Here is a 17,675-nt window from a genome sequence, read left to right on the forward strand (position 1 = left end):
GGTGCGTACCGAGGATGTCCTGGCCGCCGTCGCGACGGGTCTGTGGCGATGGGACAACGCCTCCGGGACCGTCTCCCTCGACGGGGAGGCCGCCCGGCTCCTCGGGCTGCCCGCCGAACCGGTCGTCCTGCCGGAGGTGGCCGTACGGTCCCGCTTCCATCCCGTGGACTGGAACGAGATCAACGGTGTCGTGAACCTGGCCGTCGCCGAGGGCACCCTCGCCGAGGCCCGACTGCGGATCATGGACGTGGACGGCCGGGTCATGCGGACCGTGCGCAGCCGCTCCAAACCGCTGGAGAGGTGGTCCGCCGACGGGAGCCTGGACTACGAGCTGATCGGCACCATCCAGGAGATCGCCGAGCCGCAGCCGGGCACCACCGCCGTGCACACGCCCATCACCGGCGACTGGCGGCGCTCCCGCGAGGCCTTTCTGCTGGACGCCGGCCGGGCGCTGGCGGAGGCCCGCTCCACGGCGGAGGTGCTGCGGGTCGCGGCCTCGTTGTCGATGCCGGGCTTCAACCCCGACGGACTGGCCGTCTTCGGCGTGGCCGGGGACCGGCTGTCCGTCATCGGGCACCACGGGCACGACGCCGGGGACGAGGGCCCCTTCACGGACATGCCGCTGGAGACGGACTATCCGGCGGCGGAGGTCGTCCGTACCGGCCGGGCGATCTACCTGCCCACCCCGGACGACTACAGACGGCGCTTCCCGGCCACCTGGCCGCTCGCGCAGCGCTTCGACCGGGTGTCCTGGGCCTTCCTGCCGCTGATCGTGGCCGGGCGGACCATGGGCGCCTGGATGGCCGCCTTCAAGCAGCCCGCGTCCTTCTCTCCCGACGAGCGGTCCGTCCTGACGACCGTGGCCCGGATGCTGGCCCAGGCCCTCCAGCGGGCCGGTGTGGCCGAGTCCGAGCGGGAACTCACCACCGGCCTGCAACGGTCGATGATGCCGCAGCTCGGCCCGGAGATCCCCGGCATGCGGATCGCCGCACGCTACGTCCCCACGGGCGGCGGCCTCCAGGTCGGCGGCGACTGGTACGACATGATCCCGCTGCCGTCGGGCCGGTTCGCGCTGGTCATCGGCGACGTGCAGGGCCACGACGTGCGGGCGGCGGGGCTGATGGGCCAGCTGCGGATCGCCGTGCGCGCGTACGCGTCCGAGGGGCACCGGCCGGACGCGGTGCTCTCGCGCGCCTCCCGCTTCCTCGCCGGGCTGAGCGGGCCCGAGTCCGGCGCCGAGGACGACTGCGACGCCCGGAGCCCGCGGTTCGCGACCTGCCTGTACGTGGAGTGCGACCCGCAGACCGGAACGCTGGAGGTGGCCCGTGCCGGCCACCCCGACCCTGCGGTCCGCATGAACGACGGCACGGTGCTGATGCGGCCCACCGCCGGCGGGCTCCCCCTCGGGATCGTCCCCGACACCGACTACCCGACCACCCGGTTCACCCTCGAGCCCGGCGAGACGATGATGCTCTGCACCGACGGGCTCATCGAGACCGGCGGGCACGACCTGGACACCGGCTGGGCCCGGCTGCGCGCGGTCCTGGAGGGCGACACGCACGAGGCCGGCGGCCACGAGGCCGGGCATCTCGAAGCGCTGGCCGACCTGCTGGTGCAGGCCGTGCACGGGCCGTCCTCGCACCACACCACCGGGCCGTTGGCCGACCGCCGCGAGGACGACATAGCCGTGGTCCTGCTGTGCCGCGAGGGCGCGGCCCGCGGCTGCGGCAGCCCGGTGGCGCACCCCGTCCGCCCGGCCCGCCGCACGATGCTGACCGTGGCCCAGGCGGAACCGGAACGCATCGCGGGCGCCCGCCGGCAGGTCCGGGAGCTGCTGCACGACTGGGCCGACGCGGAGCAGCTCGACGCGGTGGTGCTGATGGTCTCCGAGATGGTCACCAACGTCCTGGTGCACACCGACGGCGACGCGCTGCTGGTGGCGGAGGCGGTCGGCGAGCTGGGCGGGCGCCGACTGCGCGTGGAGGTCGCCGACTCCAGCGACGAGCTCCCGCACAAGCGGCATCCGGGCGAGATGGCCTCCAGCGGCCGCGGGGTGCTGCTGATGGAGATGCTGGCCGACGCGTGGGGCGTGGACCCGCGCGGCGAGGGCAAGTCGATCTGGTTCGAGCTGTACGAGCAGTCGAAGCAGCCGGACAGCCCCTAGAACCGGGGCGGAAGGACTCCGGGCGGAAGAACTCCGGGCGGGTGGGGCCCGGAGCCGCCGCGGGGCCCGTGGTTGGATGACGCCGTGCCGAACTCCCTGCTCCCCGAACCGGTGCGGCGGCTTGCCGCCTGGTGCGCCGTCGTCCTGCTGGCCACCGCCGTCCTCGCCGTCGGCGTGTGGCTGTGCACCGTCCTCCAGACCGTCGTCACGCCCGTCCTGCTGGCCGTGCTCGGCACGGCCCTGCTCGGGCCGATGCACCGGCGCCTGGTGCGCATGGGGGTGAACCGCTCGCTGGCCGCGGCGCTGACCTGTCTCGCCGTGGCCGCCGTCGTCGGCGGAGCCGCGTACATCGTGGTCCTCGCGCTCATCGAGACCGGCGACCAGATCATCGACGCGCTGCGACGGGCCGGCCAGATGCTCGCCGAGCACTTCGGGGCGGTGGGCACCTCGTTGGAGGACATCACCGCGAACTCCAAGGACCTGCTGGCGAAGTTCGGCAGCACGGCCGCGTCCGGCGTGGTCGCCGGGCTCAGCGTGGTGGGCTCGATGCTGGCGATGGTCCTGCTGGCGATGGTGCTGATCTTCTTCTTCCTGCGCGACTCCGACGGGGCCGTCGGCACGCTGCGCTCGATCGTGCCGAGCCGTTCCGGCGACCTTATGGAGGCGATGGGCCGGCGCGCCTTCGAGGCCGTCGAGGGCTTCATGCGCGGCACCACCTTCGTGGCCCTGATCGACGGCGTGCTGATCGGTGTGGGCCTGCTGATCCTCGACGTGCCGGGCGCGCTGGGCCTGGCCGCCCTGGTCTTCGTGACCGCCTACATCCCCTACCTCGGCGCGATCCTGTCGGGCGCCGTCGCGGTCCTCGTCGCCTTCGCCGACCGCGGCTGGGTGATCGGCCTGTGGGCGCTGGGCCTGGTGCTGCTGGTCCAGATGATCGAGGGGTACGTACTGCAGCCCGTGGTGCAGAGCCGCACCGTGCAGATGCACCCCGCCGTGGTGATGCTGGCCATCACCGCGGGGGCGAGCGTCGCCGGGATCCTCGGCATGCTCCTCGCGGTGCCGCTGACCGCGGCGGTCTTCGGCGTCATCTCGGAGCTCCGGGCCCGCTACGCCGAAGCCGAGCCGCAGCCGCAGCCCGAGGACCCGGCGGACCCCGCCTGACGGGGCGCCGGGACGACGCCACGGGCCGCGCCCCCGGGAAGGGGGCGCGGCCCGTGGTGCGGCGCGGCCTCGGCGCCTCGCGGCGCCGGCGGTGTCAGTCCTCGTCCGCCTGACCCGCGCCGCGGTGGCCGAGACCGGTGCGGGCGGTGGTGGGGATGCGGCCCAGGCGGCCCGCCTGGAAGTCGTCGAAGGCCTGCTGGAGCTCGTGCTTGCTGTTCATGACGAACGGCCCGTAGTGCGCCATCGGCTCCCGGATCGGACGCCCGCCGAGGAGGACGATCTCCAGGTCCGGGGCGTTGGAGTCCTGGGACTCGTCCGCCCGCACGGTGAGCGATCCGCCCTCGCCGAAGACGGCCGTCTGCCCGGTGTGGAGGGGCCTGCGGTCCTCGCCGACCGTACCGCGCCCGGCCATCACGTACGCCAGGGCGTTGAAGTCCTCGCGCCACGGCAGGGTGATCTGCGCACCCGGTGCGACGGTCGCGTGGATCATCGTGATGGGCGTGTGGGTGATGCCGGGGCCCTCGTGGCCGTCGATGTCACCGGCGATCACCCGGAGCAGCGACCCGCCGTCCGGGGTGGACAGCAGGGTGACCTTGCCGCCGCCGATGTCCTGGTAGCGCGGGGGCATCATCTTGTCGGAGGCCGGCAGGTTCACCCACAGCTGGAGGCCGTGGAAGAGCCCGCCGCTGACGACGAGGGACTCCGGCGGCGCCTCGATGTGCAGCAGGCCCGAACCCGCCGTCATCCACTGCGTGTCGCCGCCGTTGATGACTCCGCCGCCGCCGTTGCTGTCCTGGTGGACGAAGGTTCCGTCGATCAGGTACGTGACGGTCTCGAAGCCTCGGTGCGGGTGCCACGGCGTGCCCTTCGGCTCGCCCGGCGCGTACTCCACCTCGCCCATCTGGTCCATCATGATGAACGGGTCGAGGTACTGGTAGTTGATCCCGGCGAACGCGCGCCGCACCGGGAATCCCTCACCCTCGAACCCACTGGGAGCGGAGACGACGGCCAGCACCTTACGCGGGACGACGGCCTGCGGCTCGGCCACGCGCGGAAGCGTCAACGGGTTCTCAACAGTCACTGCGGGCATGGTCAGGACCTCCTTCTGAATCCGAGTTTAGTTGAAACTCGAACTTTCTGCCACACCCCCACAACGCGAGCCGCCCCCGGGGACATTCCCCCGGGGGCCGCTCGCGCTCCGACCTGCCGGTTCCCCCGACTACGGCGTGTCGAAGCCGATCGAGTTGAACGGCGTCAGGTTGGCGAGGCAGGTCACGCCCGGCGGGATCCGGTGGTTCTCGCAGTTCCTGCCGGCCGAGTCCCAGCACAGGGAGCCGGTCCAGCCGTCGGTCCGGTTGTTGACCACGTAGTGCCGGTTGTACTGCTCGTGGGGGCGTGGCCGCCCCACCGGGCGTACCGGTGGGAGGGGCGGTCCCCGTTCCACGTGGCGTCGCCGTTCGCGTCCGTCGGGTGGATGCAGACCTCCCCGGAGTCGCGGCCGTGGATCGGCGGTCGCCATGCGGCGTGGGCCGGAGACGCCGCCAGGACCCCCGTACCCGGCGCCGTCACCCCCGTCGCCGCCACGGCCGCGAGCTTCGTGCCCAAGGACGGACGTGCCATCGCGCTCTCCCCTGATCGGTGGGAGCGGGTTCTCCCCGCAGCACCGATACTCGGGAGCCGCCGGCCCGGGCGCGATGATTTCGGGCGTCGCCGAAACCTTCAGCCCCCGCTGTGGAGGAGGTCCGCGCCCAGGCCCGTCACCGAGTGCAGGACCGCCTTGCCGTCCCGCTCGGTGGTGATCAAACCGGCCGCGCGCAGGGTGCGGGTGTGCTCCGAAACCGAGGGAAGGCTGATGTCGAGGTCCCGGGCCAGTTCGCTGGTCGTGCGCCGCTGCACCAGTTGCTGGAGCACCGCCGCCCGGGTCCGGCCGAGCAGCGCGTCCAGCGCACCTTCCGCGGGTGCGGAGCCGACCAGCGGCAGCGGCGTCATCGCCGGATAGAGCAGGACGTGCGGCCCGTCCGGGTGCGCGGCCACCAGCGGGCGGCCCGTCCAAAACGGCGACGGCATCAGGATCAGCCCGCGCCCGCCGAGGCGGACCTCGTAGTGCGGCGGCCGGGCCACCTCGAAGACGGTCCCCGACCAGGCGGCCGCCGAATGCGTGCTGGCCAAGCACGCCTTGATGCCGTGGGCGGCCAGCAGCCGGGTGCGCCAGGCGATGTCCGCCTGGAAGGACTGCCGGATCCGGGCCCAGTGCGGGGCCACCACGCTCTCGTGGGCCGTCGTGAGCGCATCCTCGAGTTGGTCCCACGCCTCGCGGTCCCGGCGCCACAGCGCCCGCAGCCAGGAATCAGGACCCGGTGCCCGGGCGGCGGCGCGGGCCAGCTGCTCGCCGGTCAGCGACGGCTCGGCCCCCCGTACGGCGGCCAGGCCCTCCTGCAGGGTGCGCGCGAACGGCTCGACGAACTCGGGGTTGTCACCGTCCGGCCGCAGCAGGTCCAGCAGGGGCCGCACCCGTGCGGGGAGCTCCCGGCCCAAGCTCGCCCGCCAGCGGCCGAAAACCGCCGCCTCGTCGGTGCGCTGCCAGGCCACCAGGGCCATCGCCAGCTCCACCATGGGGAGCGGCCCGTCGGCGAAGGTGACGTTGAGCAGGTCCTCGGCCGTGAAGTGCACCCTCAGCATCGAGCCCGCCCCCCGTGCGGCTACGGCGTACGACGTCTAGCCGTACATGCGGCGCATCGCGAAGTCGACCATCTGCTCGACCGCCTTCGCGTCGAAGACCATCCGGTGGTCGCCCTCCATGTCGAGGACGAAGCCGTAGCCGGTCGGCAGCAGGTCGATCACCTCGGCGCCCGTGATGACGAAGTACTTGGACTCCTTGCCGGCGTAGCGGCGCAGCTCCTTGAGCGTGGTGAACATGGGGATGACCGGGTGCTGCGTGTTGTGCAGCGCCAGGAAGCCCGGGGTCTCGCCACGCGGGCAGTAGACCTTCGAGGTCGCGAAGATCTGCTGGAAGTCCTCGGCGGACAGCGACCCGGTGGTGAAGGCGCGTACGGCGTCCGTGAGGGAGGGCGGGGACGGCTCGGGGTACAGCGGCGGTGCCTGCTGCGCGTAGCCCTGCGGGGGCTGCTGCGCGTAGCCCTGCTGCTGGGCGCCCGGGTTCTGGTCGTAGCCGTACATGCGGCCCACCCTACCGAGCGGCCGGGCCCATACCGGCCGGTACCGGCCACCCCTCCCCTGCGGGGTGCGGTCAGGAGGCTCTGACGGCGGCCACGAAGGGGGCCCAGGCCGCCGCGGTGACGACGACGACACCGCCGTCGGGCCTCTTGGAATCCCGGACGGGGACCAGCCCGGCAAGGCCGTCCGCGACCTCGACGCAGGTACCTCCGTCGCTGTTGGTGTAGCTGCTCGTACGCCACCGCGCTGCGGTCAAGTCAGTTCGGCTGCTTGCCATTTCGGTAGTCCTCTACGGCCGCCTCGATCATGGCGAGGGACGCCTTAGGCGGTAGCGCGGCGGCCCTCAGCAGATCGTACGACCTTCGGTAACGCTTCACGAGGGCTGGATCGTCGAGGGTGACACCGCTATGCAGAGACTCCGTGTACACGAGAGGCGGTGCGTTGCCGAACGTCAGGATGAGGACGGTTCCCGCCGCCATGAAGGGGTGAGCTCCAGCGTTCCACGGGACGATCTGTGGAACGATCCGCTTGCGCCGCGCCAAGGCCGCAATGTGGCCGAGCTGATCTGCCATCTGCTGGTGCGGAAGGACCGGCAGCCGCAGCACCGACTCGTGCAGGATCACCCAGTACTCGGGCACCCCTTGGGCGCCCTCGAAAAGATCGGCCCGCGCCAGTCGGGCCCTGATCTTGACATCGGTCTCCTCCCGCGGCTCGAAGGGGCGTTCCGCTCCCGCGAGTGCCCGCGCGTACGCCTCCGTCTGCAACAGGCCGGGGAGCGCGGTCGGGCTCCACTCCTCAATGGTTTCCGCAAGCTTCTCGGCTTCCAGAACCCTCTCGGCATACTTGGCATGGCCGACACACCGGGCCTTCCGGACGTCCTCGCAGCGCCGCTCGAAGAACCCGTCGGTCCTCAGCACGCGGTCGACGTGGCAGGCCAGGTCCACCGGCATGCGCCGCTGGCCGCGCTCGATCTCGCTCAGGTACGTGGCTCCGTAGAAGCTCCCTGCCACCGTCTGCTGAAGCGTGAAGCCCGCCTCTTCCCGCCTCCAGCGAAGTTCCTTGCCGTAGAAGGCGGGAACACTCTCGGAGCCGTCAATGTCCTTACGCGCAGCCAAAATCGGCCCGCCTTCCACACTTCGCACAGTGGTCCCGAAACCCTTCCCACGGTAGGCGGAAGGGCGCCAGCCTGTGAGGACTTCGTCACACTCCGCACAGGAACGGCATCCCCATGAGCGACCACCCCCACGACCGCGAGGCCATCACCGCCCTCGACGCGCTGCGCACCGCGCTCGCCGCGCACGGGATCACCCTGCCCTCGCTGGACCTGCACCTGCCCTCGTACGCCGGGCGCCACGGCTCACCGCCGCTCATCACCCTCGGCAACTGCAACGCGGCCACCGCGCAGCGGATCGCCGCCGTCCTGGCCAAGTCGTGAACGACCTCACGATCCGGCTGCCCGCCTCCGCCCGGGCGGCCCCCATGCTGCGGCACGCCGTGCGCGAGCACCTGGGCGCGGACTCCGGGGACGCGGAGCTGTGCGTCACCGAACTGCTGGCCAACGTCGTCCGCCACTTGGGCGAGGGCACGCCCGTCACCCTGCGGATCAGCGGAAGGGCAACCCGTACGCGGGTCGAGCTCACCGACCCGGCACCGGGGACCCGGCCCGTACGACGGCAGGCGGCCGGGAACGACGAGGCCGGGCGGGGGCTGGCCCTGCTCGACGCCCTGGCCGTGCGGTGGGGCGTGACGACCGGGCACGGCACCAAGACGGTCTGGTGCGAGCTTGACCCTGGTCACACTGCGGACGGGAGGGTTGCCGTTATTACCCACGGGTAGCATCATGACGTTACCGATTGGTATGTACGAGGAACCTGTCTCCCCGAGCCTTAACGGAGCCGTCGCCATGGGGCACTACAAGTCGAATCTCCGCGACATCGAGTTCAACCTCTTCGAGGTGCTCGGACGCGACCAGCAGTACGGCACCGGACCGTTCGAGGAGATGGACACCGAGACCGCCAAGAGCGTCCTGTCCGAGATCGCCCGTCTCGCCGAGAACGAGCTGGCCGAGTCCTTCGCGGACGCCGACCGCAACCCGCCGGTCTTCGACCCGGAGACCAACACCGCGCCGGTCCCGGCCTCCTTCAAGAAGAGCTACAAGGCCTTCATGGACTCCGAGTACTGGCGGCTGGGCATCCCGGAGGAGATCGGCGGCACCGTCTCCCCGCGCTCCCTCGTCTGGGCCTACGCGGAGCTCCTGCTCGGCTCGAACCCCGCCGTGTGGATGTACTCCTCCGGCCCTGCCTTCGCCGGCGTCCTCCACGAGGAGGGCAACGAGGCGCAGAAGAAGATCGCGCAGATAGCCGTCGAGAAGCGCTGGGGCTCCACCATGGTCCTCACCGAGCCGGACGCCGGCTCGGACGTGGGCGCCGGCCGCACCAAGGCGATCCAGCAGGAGGACGGCTCCTGGCACATCGAGGGCGTGAAGCGCTTCATCACTTCCGGTGAGCACGACATGGAGGAGAACATCCTCCACTACGTCCTCGCCCGCCCCGAGGGCCACGGCCCCGGCACCAAGGGCCTGTCCCTCTTCCTCGTCCCGAAGTTCCACTTCGACTGGGAGACCGGCGAGCTGGGCGAGCGCAACGGCGTCTACGCCACGAACGTCGAGCACAAGATGGGCCTCAAGGCCTCCAACACGTGCGAGATGACCTTCGGCGACCAGCACCCCGCCAAGGGCTGGCTGATCGGCGACAAGCACGACGGCATCCGCCAGATGTTCATGATCATCGAGTTCGCCCGCATGATGGTCGGCACCAAGGCCATCGCCACCCTCTCCACCGGCTACCTCAACGCGCTGGAGTACGCCAAGGAGCGCGTGCAGGGCCCGGACCTGGCGAACTTCATGGACAAGACCGCGCCCAAGGTCACCATCACGCACCACCCCGACGTGCGCCGCTCGCTCATGACGCAGAAGGCCTACGCCGAGGGCATGCGCGCCCTCGTCCTGTACACCGCGACCGTCCAGGACGAGATCCAGGTCAAGCAGGCCGCCGGCGAGGACGCCTCCTCCCTCATCGGCCTGAACGACCTGCTGCTGCCGATCGTGAAGGGCTACGGCTCGGAGAAGTCCTACGAGCAGCTCGCGCAGTCCCTGCAGACCTTCGGCGGCTCCGGCTACCTGCAGGAATACCCGATCGAGCAGTACATCCGCGACGCCAAGATCGACACCCTGTACGAGGGCACCACGGCCATCCAGGGCCAGGACTTCTTCTTCCGGAAGATCGTCCGCGACCAGGGCGCCTCGCTGAACATCCTCTCCGAGACGATCAAGAAGTTCCTGGCCGAGGCCGTCGGCGGCGAGGAGCTGGCCGGCGCCCGCGACGCGCTCGCCAAGGCCGCCGTGGACCTGGAGGCCATCGTCGGCCAGATGATCGTCGACCTCACCGCCACCGGCGAGGACGTCAAGAACATCTACAAGGTCGGCCAGAACACCACCCGCCTGCTGATGGCCTCCGGTGACGTCGTCGTCGGATACCTGCTGCTCAAGGGCGCCGCCGTGGCCGCCGAGAAGCTCGCGACCGCCTCCGCCAAGGACGTCCCCTTCTACACCGGCAAGATCGCCGCCGCGAAGTTCTTCGCCGCTGAGGTCCTCCCGGGCGTCTCGGTCCAGCGCCAGCTGGCCGAGGCCGTCGACAACACCCTCATGGAGCTCGACGAGGCCGCCTTCTAAGGCACCCTGCGCCGACCGCAGCACCGCTGCGCCGCACCCGCACAGCGGCCGGGTCCCCCGCACAGGGACCCGGCCGCTGCCGCGTGCAAGGGCACCGGCAACCACCGGCGCCGGCGCCCTGTACTGCGGCTTTCCCCGATGTCAGTCGTTCATGGGACGCTCGTAGGCATGAGTCCACAGGATCAGCACGGCAGCAGGGGGTACTCCGTCCCCACCGGGCGGCCGTACGCCCTCAAGGAGCTGCAGGCGAGCCTGGGCAGCCTCGGCGACCACCTGCGCGAGCTCTACGACGGCGCCCACCCCGCCGAGTACGACACCATCGCCGACGCGCTGTACGTGGCCTTCCAGACGGCCGCCGGACTGGCCCCCGCCAAGAGCTACACCGGCTGCCCGGAACACCCCAACGGCGCCCTCGACCCCGAGGCCCCCGACGGCTGGGGCCGCTGCCTCATCTGCAACGACCGCAGACGCCTCGGACAGCGCCACCGCGGCGGACCCCCCGCCCCCGCCGGCGAGCAGCGGCGCCTGGGCTACCCCGTACCGGACGGCCCGTACACGCTGCACGCGCTGCGCGCCCACCTGCGCACCGTCGAGGACCAGCGGTTCCACCTGGGCCTGTCCTCGCCCGCCGAGGACTTCGTCCGCATCGCCGACGACCTCCACCGCGCGTTCATCGTCGCCCGCGAACTGTCCCGCCCGCGCAACGCCTCGGGCTGCTCCGAGCACCCGGGCGCCCCCATCGACCCCGACGCACCTCCCGGCGAGGCCTGTATCTTCTGCGCCGGACGCAGAAGACGCGCGCAGCGCTCCCCGCAGACCCCGGAGATGCTCCCGCGCATCCGCCGGGGCGAGCGCAGGCAACTGCAGCGCAGATTCGAGCGTCCGCCGGGCTGAGAACCAACGGGACCGCAGATCACCCGCCCTGTGGACCCTGACCTCCGGCCATCCGTCGCAGTCCGGCCATGGCGAACACGACCGTCGTTAAGGTGAACCACATGAGCTCTCCCGCCCGCTTCGACCGCGGCCACACCGACGATCTGATGACCTTCCTGACGGCCAGTCCGTCGCCGTACCACGCCGTGGCCAACGCGGCCGAGCGGCTGGAGAAGGCAGGCTTCAGGCAGTTGTCGGAGACGGACGCCTGGGACTCGGGCACCGGGGGCAAGTTCGTGCTCCGCGGCGGCGCGCTCATCGCCTGGTACGTCCCCGAAGGCGCGGCGGCGCACACCCCGTTCCGCATCGTGGGCGCCCACACCGACTCGCCGAACCTGCGGGTCAAGCCGCTCCCCGACATGGGCTCACAGGGCTGGCGGCAGATCGCGGTCGAGATCTACGGCGGCACCCTGCTCAACACCTGGCTGGACCGGGACCTGGGCCTGGCCGGGCGGCTGACCCTGCGCGACGGCACCGAGCGCCTCGTGAACATCGACCGGGCGCTGCTGCGCGTGCCCCAACTGGCCGTCCACCTGGACCGGTCGGTGAACAGCGACGGGCTCAAGCTCGACAAGCAGCGGCACATGCAGCCGATCTGGGGCCTGGGCGATCCGCACGAGGGCGACCTCATCGCGTTCCTGGAGGAGGAAGAGGGCCTGGAGCACGGCTCGGTGGCCGGCTGGGACCTGATGGTCCACTCGATCGAGCCGCCCTCCTACCTGGGCCGGGACCGCGAGCTCGTGGCGGGCCCCCGCATGGACAACCTGCTGTCCGTGCACGCAGGGGTCGCGGCGCTGGCCGCCGTGTCCGGCGCCGGCAAGCTCGACCACATCCCGGTGCTGGCCGCCTTCGACCACGAGGAGAACGGCTCGCAGTCGGACACGGGCGCGGACGGCCCTCTGCTGGGCAACGTGCTGGAACGTTCAGTCTTCGCACGCGGAGGTTCGTACGAGGACCGCGCGCGGGCCTTCGCCGGCACCATCTGCCTGTCCTCCGACACCGGGCACGCCGTGCACCCCAACTACGGTGAGCGGCACGACCCGACGCACCACCCGCGGGCCAACGCCGGCCCGATCCTGAAGGTCAACGTCAACCAGCGGTACGCCACCGACGGCAGCGGGCGCGCGGTGTTCGCCGCCGCGTGCGAGCGGGCCGGCGTCCCGTGGCAGACGTTCGTCTCCAACAACGCGATGCCGTGCGGCACGACGATCGGCCCGATCACGGCAGCCCGGCACGGAATCCAGACCGTGGACATCGGCGTCGCGATCCTCTCGATGCACAGCGCCCGCGAACTGTGCGGCGCGGACGACCCGTACCTCCTCGCCAACGCCCTGGTGGCCTTCCTGGAGGGCTGAGCCGGAGGGCCGGCCGCCCCTCCAGGAAGGCGGGGAGCGGTCTCAGCCCTCGTCGTCCATCCCGGCGAGGACGAGGGGGAGCCGGGCGGCGCCGTCGGCGGTGACCTTGACGGGTACGCCCCAGTCCTGCTGGTGGACGTGGCAGGCCGGGTACTCGTTGGCCGGGTCGTCGTCACAGGACGCCGCCATCGCCGAGACGTGCAGCACGCCCTCGGCGACGTCCGGGTTCAGCTCCAGCTCCCGGAACAGGTCGGTCCCCGCTCCTTCACCGGCCGCCAGCAGCTCGGGCGGGGTCGAGGAGACCAGCAGGCGCGTGGAGGGCCCGTAGCGGGTGTCGAGCTTCTGCCCGCTCGGGGCCCGGAACACCACGTCCAGGCGCAGCGTGCCGGGCGCCACCTCGGTGGCGGCCCGCTGGGTCCGGTGCGCGACCGCGTCCACCCGTACCGCCTCCTCCGGGAGCCTCAGCCGGGTCAGGCGGTGCCGGGCTGACTCGACGACCACGATGTCCTCGCCGACCAGCACGGCGTCACTGGGCTCGCGCAGGTCGGTCGCCAGCGTCGAGACCTGCCCGGTGGCGGGGTCGTAGCGGCGCAGCGCGTGGTTGTACGTGTCGCACACGGCGACCGACCCGTCGGGCAGGGCCGTCACCCCGAGGGGGTGCTGGAGCAGGGCCCGGGCGGCGTCCCCGTCCCGGTGCCCGAAGTCGAACAGGCCGGTGCCGACGGCGGACGTGACGGCGTAGCCGGTGTCGGTGGCGTGGACATAGCGCAGGGCGCTGGTCTCGGAGTCGGCGATCCACAGCCGGTCCCCGGCGGCGGCGAGCCCGGACGGCTGGGCGAACCAGGCCTCGGCGGCCGGTCCGTCGTGCAGCCCCTCGCTGGTGGTGCCGGCGGCGACCTCGACGGTCCCCTCCGCCGGGTCCCAGGTCCACAGCTGGTGGACCCCGGCCATGGCGATCCACACCTTGCCCTGCCACCAGGCAACGTCCCACGGGGAGGACAGGTCCACCTCGAGGGCCGGCCCGGCGGTCGGCGAGCCCTGCCACCACTGCCGCCCGGTGCCGGCGACCGTTTCCACAGCTCCGGTCTCCAGGTCCAGGACGCGCAGCGCGTGGTTGACGGTGTCGGCGACGACCACCCTGCCGTCGGGCAGCAGCGCCAGCCCCTGCGGCTCGCTGAAGCTGTCCCCGGCGAAGCCGCGCTCGCCGCTGCCGATGCGGCGCACGACGCTCTCCCCGTCGGGGGCCAGCTCCACCAGCTGGTGCCGCGTCGAGTCCGAGACCAGGAGGTTCCCGCCGGGCAGGAGCAGCGCCTTCCCCGGGAAGCGCAGGTCGCTCGCGACGGGCTCGGGCGCCACGTACGGCCCGTCCCCGCGCCGCAGCGTGCCCTTGGCCTCGTGCTCGGCCTCCAGCTCCTCGACCAGCTTGGCGATGGCGTGCGCGTGCCCCTCGCCTGCGTGCTGGGCGACGACGTACCCCTCGGGGTCGATCACGACGAGCGTGGGCCACGCGCGCACGGCGTACTGCTTCCAGGTGGCGAGCTCGGGATCGTCGAGGACGGGGTGGTGCACCTCGTAGCGCTCGACGGCGTCGACGACGGCAGCGTGGTCGGCTTCGTGCACGAACTTCGGCGAGTGCACACCGATGATCACGACGGTGTCGCGGTGCTTCTCCTCCAGCTCGCGCAGCTCGTCGAGGACGTGCAGGCAGTTGATGCAGCAGAAGGTCCAAAAATCCACGACAACGCACTTACCTCGCAGGTCGGCGAGGGTCAGATCCTTCCCGCCGGTGTTCAACCAGCCACCCTTGCCGATCAGCTCGGGGGCACGGACACGGGCACGCTTGCGGGGTGCGGGCGCGGGGGTGGGCGCCGGGGCAGCATCGTTCATGTTTCAAGCTTGCCATCCGCCCGTGAACCGTCCCGTCACGCCCGTACGACAATGCGCCGCACCGACCCGTCCGACCCGTACGGAACGAGCACCCGCGGGGGTGACGACGGGGGGCGGGAGCCCGTGGGAGCCTGGGCACGGGAAGAAAGGGAGGCGTCCGCAATGACCACCGCGCACGACTACAGCCAGGGCATCGATCCCGAGCGCGCGCTGAAGTACGCCATCCAGCACCACAGTGGAGACCGCGCCGAAATCGTCGAAGGGGTCATCAGCGCCGTGACGCCGAGCTGGGACCACGAAAACGCGGTGGAAGAGATCCGCGATCAGATCCGCCCCCGGGTCAAGGAACTGGAGTGCGTCACCGGCTCGGGGAACCTGGACCTGCCGGGCTCACCGAACTGGTACATCCCCGATCTCGCTGTCGTGCCGAGGGCGATGGCCAAGGGCGGGGGCGCGCTGCTGCCGGATCAAGTGCTGCTCGTCGTCGAGATCACCTCCGAATCCCATGCCGATACCGACCGCATCGTGAAGCGCAAGCGGTACGCCGAGTACGGTGCGCCGCTCTATCTGCTGGTCGACCGGCTGGAGCGGTCCGTCACGCTGTTCGCCGAGCCCGGGAGCCTGGGCTACACGAAGGTGGACGGGCCGCATCCGTTCGGGACGGTCGTGCGGCTGCCGGAGCCGTTCGGGGTCGACCTCGACACCGGTGGGCTCTAGGACCGCAGGGGCAGGCGGGCGATCTGGCCCGTTTCCAGGGCCACGTACAGGGCTCCGTCGGGGCCGAAGGCGAGGCCGTGGGGTTCGGCGCAGGGGGACGGGAGGGGGTGTTCCTCGATGCGGCCGTCGGGGGTGATCGCACCCACCCGGTTCGTGCCCCACTCGGTGAACCAGCACCGGCCGTCCGGGCCCGCAGTGATGGCGTGCGGGCGGCAGGCGGGGTCGGGCAGCGGGTACTCGGTAACCTCGCCCGCGGTGGTGATCCGGGCGATCCGCCCGGCACCGATCTCCGCGCACCACAGCGCGCCGTCGGCGCCGGCCGTGATGCCGACGGGGCCGGCGCCCGGGGTGGGCAGCGGGTGGAGGGTGATCCGGCCGTCGGTGGTGATGCGGCCGACGGCGTTCGTGCGGTTGAGGGTGAACCACAGCGCCCCGTCCGGGCCGGGGGTGACGAAGGAGGCGAAGGCGTCGCGGACCGGGAGCGGGTATTCGGTGACCTCGCCGGCCGCGGTGATGCGGCCGATGCGGTCGGTGTGCAGGGCGGTGTACCAGAGCGCGCCGTCGGGGCCCGCGGCGATGCCGAACGGGCCGCTGCCGGGGGTGGGCAGGTCGTACGCCCGCACCTCCCCCGACACCGTGGCGCGGCCGATGCGGTGGTCCCGGGCGCGGGTGAACCACAGTGCGCCGTCGGGGCCCGGGGTGATGACGGAGGGCCCGCAGTCGGCGACTCCCGTGTCGTACCGGGTGACCTCGCCGGTGGTGGTGACCCGGGCGAGCGCGCCCGCGTGCACGAGGGTGGTCCACAGGGCGCCGTCGGGTCCGGCGGTGAGCGAGTAGGGGCCTTCGCCGGGTGTGGCCACGGCAATGACGGCGGGGGTGTTCGTCACAGGGCTCCTTGCAGGGGCGCGGGGGCGGTGAGGTCGAGGCGAGCGCCGCGCCAGCGGTCGAGCAGCCGGCGGTCGTGGCTGACGACGACCAGGACACCCGGGTAGCGGTCGAGGGCGGATTCGAGGTCTTCGGCCAGCGCGAGGGACAGGTGGTTCGTCGGCTCGTCGAGCAGCAGCACGTCGGCCGGCCGCGTCACCAGGCGGGCCAGCGCCAGGCGTTGGCGCTGCCCGGTGGAGAGCTTCCCGACGGGGGTGTCCAGCCGGTCGGCCGCGAACAGCCCGAGGGAGAGGAGCCGTTCGGCACCCTCGGGGCCGAAGGCCTCGCGGGCGGTGCGGCGCGCCGGGCCGGGGTCGGGCTGCTGCGGCAGGTGGCCGGTGCGGCCCCGTCGGATGATCAGGCCGCTGTCCGGGGCGAGTTCACCGGCGAGGACGCGGAGCAGGGTGCTCTTGCCGGCTCCGTTCGGTCCGGTGACCAGGAGCCGGTCGCCCGCCGAGAGGGCGAGGTCGAGCGGGTGGAGGCGGCCGTGGACGGTGATGCCCCGGGCTTCGAGCACCGGGCAGGCCGGGTTGTCGGCCGGATTGCCGGACGCGCCGTCGGACGCGCTGTCGGCGGTCCGCGGCACGGTGGTGAACCTCAGCGGTGCCGCGGGAGCCGGTACCGGCTCGGCGAGCAGCCGGCGCAGCCGTTCCTGCGCGTTGCGGACCCGGCCGGCCAGGGAGTGCTGGACGCGTCCGGCAGCCCGGTCGTACGCCATCTTGTTGCCGTCCTTGACGGCCCTGCCCGGGGCCACGCGCCGCGCGGTGGTCGCGGCGCTCTCACGCAGCCGCTCGGTCTCGGCGCGCCATTCCTCGTGGGCCTGGGCGCGGCGGGCCCGTTCGGCGGCCTTCTCCGTGAGGTAGCCGGCGTAGCCGCCGCCGTATCGGGTGAGGGTGCGGGTGTCTGCGTCCGCCTCGACGAGGGTGGTGGTCACACGGTCGAGGAAGGTGCGGTCGTGGGAGACGGCGACGGTGGTGCCGGCGCGGCCGCGCAGGTGCTCCTCCAGCCAGGTCAGGGCCGTGTCGTCGAGGTGGTTGGTGGGCTCGTCGAGCAGCAGGACCTCGGGGCAGGCCGCAAGCAGGGCGGCCAGGCGCAGCCGGACCCGCTCGCCGCCGGAGAGCCCGCCGACGCGGCGTTCGCGGTCCAGCGTGACCAGGCCCAGGCCGTGCAGGGCGCGTTCCAGGCGGGCGTCGGCGTCGTAGCCGCCGCGCAGTTCGAAGGCGGTGAGCAGGTCGCCGTACTCCGGCAGGCCGCTCTCGTCGCCTTCGGCCATGGCCCGCTCCAGTGCGCGCATCCGGGCCTCGACGGTGCGCAGGTCCATGAGGCCGCGGTCGATGACGTCCTGGACGGTGAGGTGGCCGGGCAGGTGTTCCTCCTGGGCCAGGTGGCCGATGCCGCCGGCGGCGCGGACGGTGACGGTGCCCTGGTCGGGGGTTTCGAGGCCGGCCAGGAGGCGGAGCAGGGTGGACTTGCCCGAGCCGTTCTCGCCGATGATCCCGGTGCGCTCGCCGGGCACGAAGGAGCAGTCGACGGCGTCGAGGACGAGGCGGCCGTCGTAGGACTTGGTGACGGTGCGAAGGGTGAGCTGGGTCGGGTGGGTGGTCCGGGTGGTTCCGGTCGTGGGGTGCGT

At 72.1% G+C, this 17,675-nt stretch carries 16 protein-coding genes and 1 pseudogene; 8 read left to right on the top strand and 9 right to left on the bottom strand.

Annotated features, from left to right (window positions below; all coding sequences use genetic code 11):
• Window position 1 precedes the first annotated feature (1 nt).
• Window positions 2-2,164, top strand: coding sequence for an ATP-binding SpoIIE family protein phosphatase (locus tag ACZ6JS_RS11435; RefSeq protein WP_469297416.1), 2,163 nt, complete (start codon window positions 2-4; stop codon window positions 2,162-2,164).
• Between the two features lie 84 nt (window positions 2,165-2,248).
• A complete protein-coding gene (locus tag ACZ6JS_RS11440) occupies window positions 2,249-3,325 on the top strand; it encodes an AI-2E family transporter (protein WP_469297417.1) in 1,077 nt (358 codons plus the stop codon).
• Between the two features lie 94 nt (window positions 3,326-3,419).
• On the opposite strand, the gene ACZ6JS_RS11445 is transcribed toward ACZ6JS_RS11440, so the two are convergent.
• The 6 genes from ACZ6JS_RS11445 to ACZ6JS_RS11470 all read right to left on the bottom strand — a co-directional run bounded on the left by ACZ6JS_RS11445 (window position 3,420) and on the right by ACZ6JS_RS11470 (window position 7,614).
• On the bottom strand, window positions 3,420-4,415 hold the full coding sequence (locus ACZ6JS_RS11445; protein WP_469297418.1) for a pirin family protein: 996 nt from the start codon (window positions 4,413-4,415) through the stop codon (window positions 3,420-3,422).
• 129 nt (window positions 4,416-4,544) lie between these two features.
• Window positions 4,545-4,733: a hypothetical protein gene (locus tag ACZ6JS_RS11450; RefSeq protein ID WP_469297419.1), complete on the bottom strand. Its 189-nt coding sequence runs from the start codon at window positions 4,731-4,733 to the stop codon at window positions 4,545-4,547.
• A gap of 311 nt (window positions 4,734-5,044) precedes the next feature.
• Window positions 5,045-6,004 (bottom strand): ArsR/SmtB family transcription factor, encoded by a 960-nt coding sequence (locus ACZ6JS_RS11455; RefSeq protein ID WP_469297420.1) that lies wholly within the window; start codon window positions 6,002-6,004, stop codon window positions 5,045-5,047.
• A 36-nt stretch (window positions 6,005-6,040) separates the two neighbouring features.
• Window positions 6,041-6,502: an SseB family protein gene (locus ACZ6JS_RS11460; RefSeq protein WP_469297421.1), complete on the bottom strand. Its 462-nt coding sequence runs from the start codon at window positions 6,500-6,502 to the stop codon at window positions 6,041-6,043.
• 70 nt (window positions 6,503-6,572) lie between these two features.
• A complete protein-coding gene (locus ACZ6JS_RS11465) occupies window positions 6,573-6,755 on the bottom strand; it encodes a DUF397 domain-containing protein (RefSeq protein WP_469297422.1) in 183 nt (60 codons plus the stop codon).
• A gap of 1 nt (window position 6,756) precedes the next feature.
• Window positions 6,757-7,614 (bottom strand): Scr1 family TA system antitoxin-like transcriptional regulator, encoded by an 858-nt coding sequence (locus ACZ6JS_RS11470; protein WP_469297662.1) that lies wholly within the window; start codon window positions 7,612-7,614, stop codon window positions 6,757-6,759.
• Window positions 7,615-7,727: 113 nt separating this feature from the next.
• Between ACZ6JS_RS11470 and ACZ6JS_RS11475 the strand changes: the two genes are divergently transcribed.
• From ACZ6JS_RS11475 to ACZ6JS_RS11495, 5 genes are all read left to right on the top strand, one after another.
• Window positions 7,728-7,934 (top strand): hypothetical protein, encoded by a 207-nt coding sequence (locus tag ACZ6JS_RS11475; protein WP_469297423.1) that lies wholly within the window; start codon window positions 7,728-7,730, stop codon window positions 7,932-7,934.
• Window positions 7,931-8,335, top strand: coding sequence for an ATP-binding protein (locus ACZ6JS_RS11480; RefSeq protein ID WP_469297424.1), 405 nt, complete (start codon window positions 7,931-7,933; stop codon window positions 8,333-8,335). The genes ACZ6JS_RS11475 and ACZ6JS_RS11480 overlap by 4 nt, the downstream gene beginning before the upstream one ends.
• A gap of 67 nt (window positions 8,336-8,402) precedes the next feature.
• Window positions 8,403-10,229: an acyl-CoA dehydrogenase gene (locus ACZ6JS_RS11485; protein WP_469297425.1), complete on the top strand. Its 1,827-nt coding sequence runs from the start codon at window positions 8,403-8,405 to the stop codon at window positions 10,227-10,229.
• Between the two features lie 168 nt (window positions 10,230-10,397).
• The gene (locus tag ACZ6JS_RS11490; protein ID WP_469297426.1) at window positions 10,398-11,123 is read left to right on the top strand and encodes a hypothetical protein; all 726 of its coding nucleotides are present in this window, start codon (window positions 10,398-10,400) and stop codon (window positions 11,121-11,123) included.
• 101 nt (window positions 11,124-11,224) lie between these two features.
• Window positions 11,225-12,517, top strand: a complete 1,293-nt coding sequence (locus tag ACZ6JS_RS11495) for a M18 family aminopeptidase (RefSeq protein ID WP_469297427.1) — start codon at window positions 11,225-11,227, stop codon at window positions 12,515-12,517.
• A gap of 42 nt (window positions 12,518-12,559) precedes the next feature.
• Here the strand turns inward: ACZ6JS_RS11495 and ACZ6JS_RS11500 are convergent, their stop codons facing one another.
• Complete coding sequence (locus ACZ6JS_RS11500) at window positions 12,560-14,404, bottom strand: NHL domain-containing thioredoxin family protein (protein WP_469297428.1); 1,845 nt, start codon at window positions 14,402-14,404, stop codon at window positions 12,560-12,562.
• Between the two features lie 162 nt (window positions 14,405-14,566).
• On the opposite strand from ACZ6JS_RS11500, the gene ACZ6JS_RS11505 reads away from it, so the two are divergent.
• Window positions 14,567-15,121: a Uma2 family endonuclease gene (locus tag ACZ6JS_RS11505; RefSeq protein ID WP_469297429.1), complete on the top strand. Its 555-nt coding sequence runs from the start codon at window positions 14,567-14,569 to the stop codon at window positions 15,119-15,121.
• Here ACZ6JS_RS11505 and ACZ6JS_RS11510 read toward each other — a convergent pair.
• Both ACZ6JS_RS11510 and ACZ6JS_RS11515 read right to left on the bottom strand, forming a co-directional pair.
• Window positions 15,118-16,008 (bottom strand): Vgb family protein, encoded by an 891-nt coding sequence (locus ACZ6JS_RS11510; RefSeq protein WP_469297430.1) that lies wholly within the window; start codon window positions 16,006-16,008, stop codon window positions 15,118-15,120. The two genes, ACZ6JS_RS11505 and ACZ6JS_RS11510, sit on opposite strands and share 4 nt — an antisense overlap.
• Window positions 16,005-17,633, bottom strand: a pseudogene (locus ACZ6JS_RS11515) (ABC-F family ATP-binding cassette domain-containing protein); the annotation flags it as partial. The pseudogene ACZ6JS_RS11515 and the gene ACZ6JS_RS11510, both read right to left, overlap by 4 nt.
• Window positions 17,634-17,675: the final 42 nt, after the last annotated feature.

The organism is Streptomyces sp. NPDC046349 (genome assembly GCF_055587885.1).

Bases quoted from the DNA above. Each gene is read 5' to 3' on its own strand.
- ACZ6JS_RS11445 (WP_469297418.1), bottom strand. From the start codon at position 4,415: ATGCCCGCAGTGACTGTTGAGAACCCGTTGACGCTTCCGCGCGTGGCC.
- ACZ6JS_RS11455 (WP_469297420.1), bottom strand. From the start codon at position 6,004: ATGCTGAGGGTGCACTTCACGGCCGAGGACCTGCTCAACGTCACCTTC.
- ACZ6JS_RS11460 (WP_469297421.1), bottom strand. From the start codon at position 6,502: ATGTACGGCTACGACCAGAACCCGGGCGCCCAGCAGCAGGGCTACGCG.
- ACZ6JS_RS11475 (WP_469297423.1), top strand. From the start codon at position 7,728: ATGAGCGACCACCCCCACGACCGCGAGGCCATCACCGCCCTCGACGCG.
- ACZ6JS_RS11485 (WP_469297425.1), top strand. From the start codon at position 8,403: ATGGGGCACTACAAGTCGAATCTCCGCGACATCGAGTTCAACCTCTTC.
- ACZ6JS_RS11490 (WP_469297426.1), top strand. From the start codon at position 10,398: ATGAGTCCACAGGATCAGCACGGCAGCAGGGGGTACTCCGTCCCCACC.
- ACZ6JS_RS11495 (WP_469297427.1), top strand. From the start codon at position 11,225: ATGAGCTCTCCCGCCCGCTTCGACCGCGGCCACACCGACGATCTGATG.
- ACZ6JS_RS11500 (WP_469297428.1), bottom strand. From the start codon at position 14,404: ATGAACGATGCTGCCCCGGCGCCCACCCCCGCGCCCGCACCCCGCAAG.
- ACZ6JS_RS11505 (WP_469297429.1), top strand. From the start codon at position 14,567: ATGACCACCGCGCACGACTACAGCCAGGGCATCGATCCCGAGCGCGCG.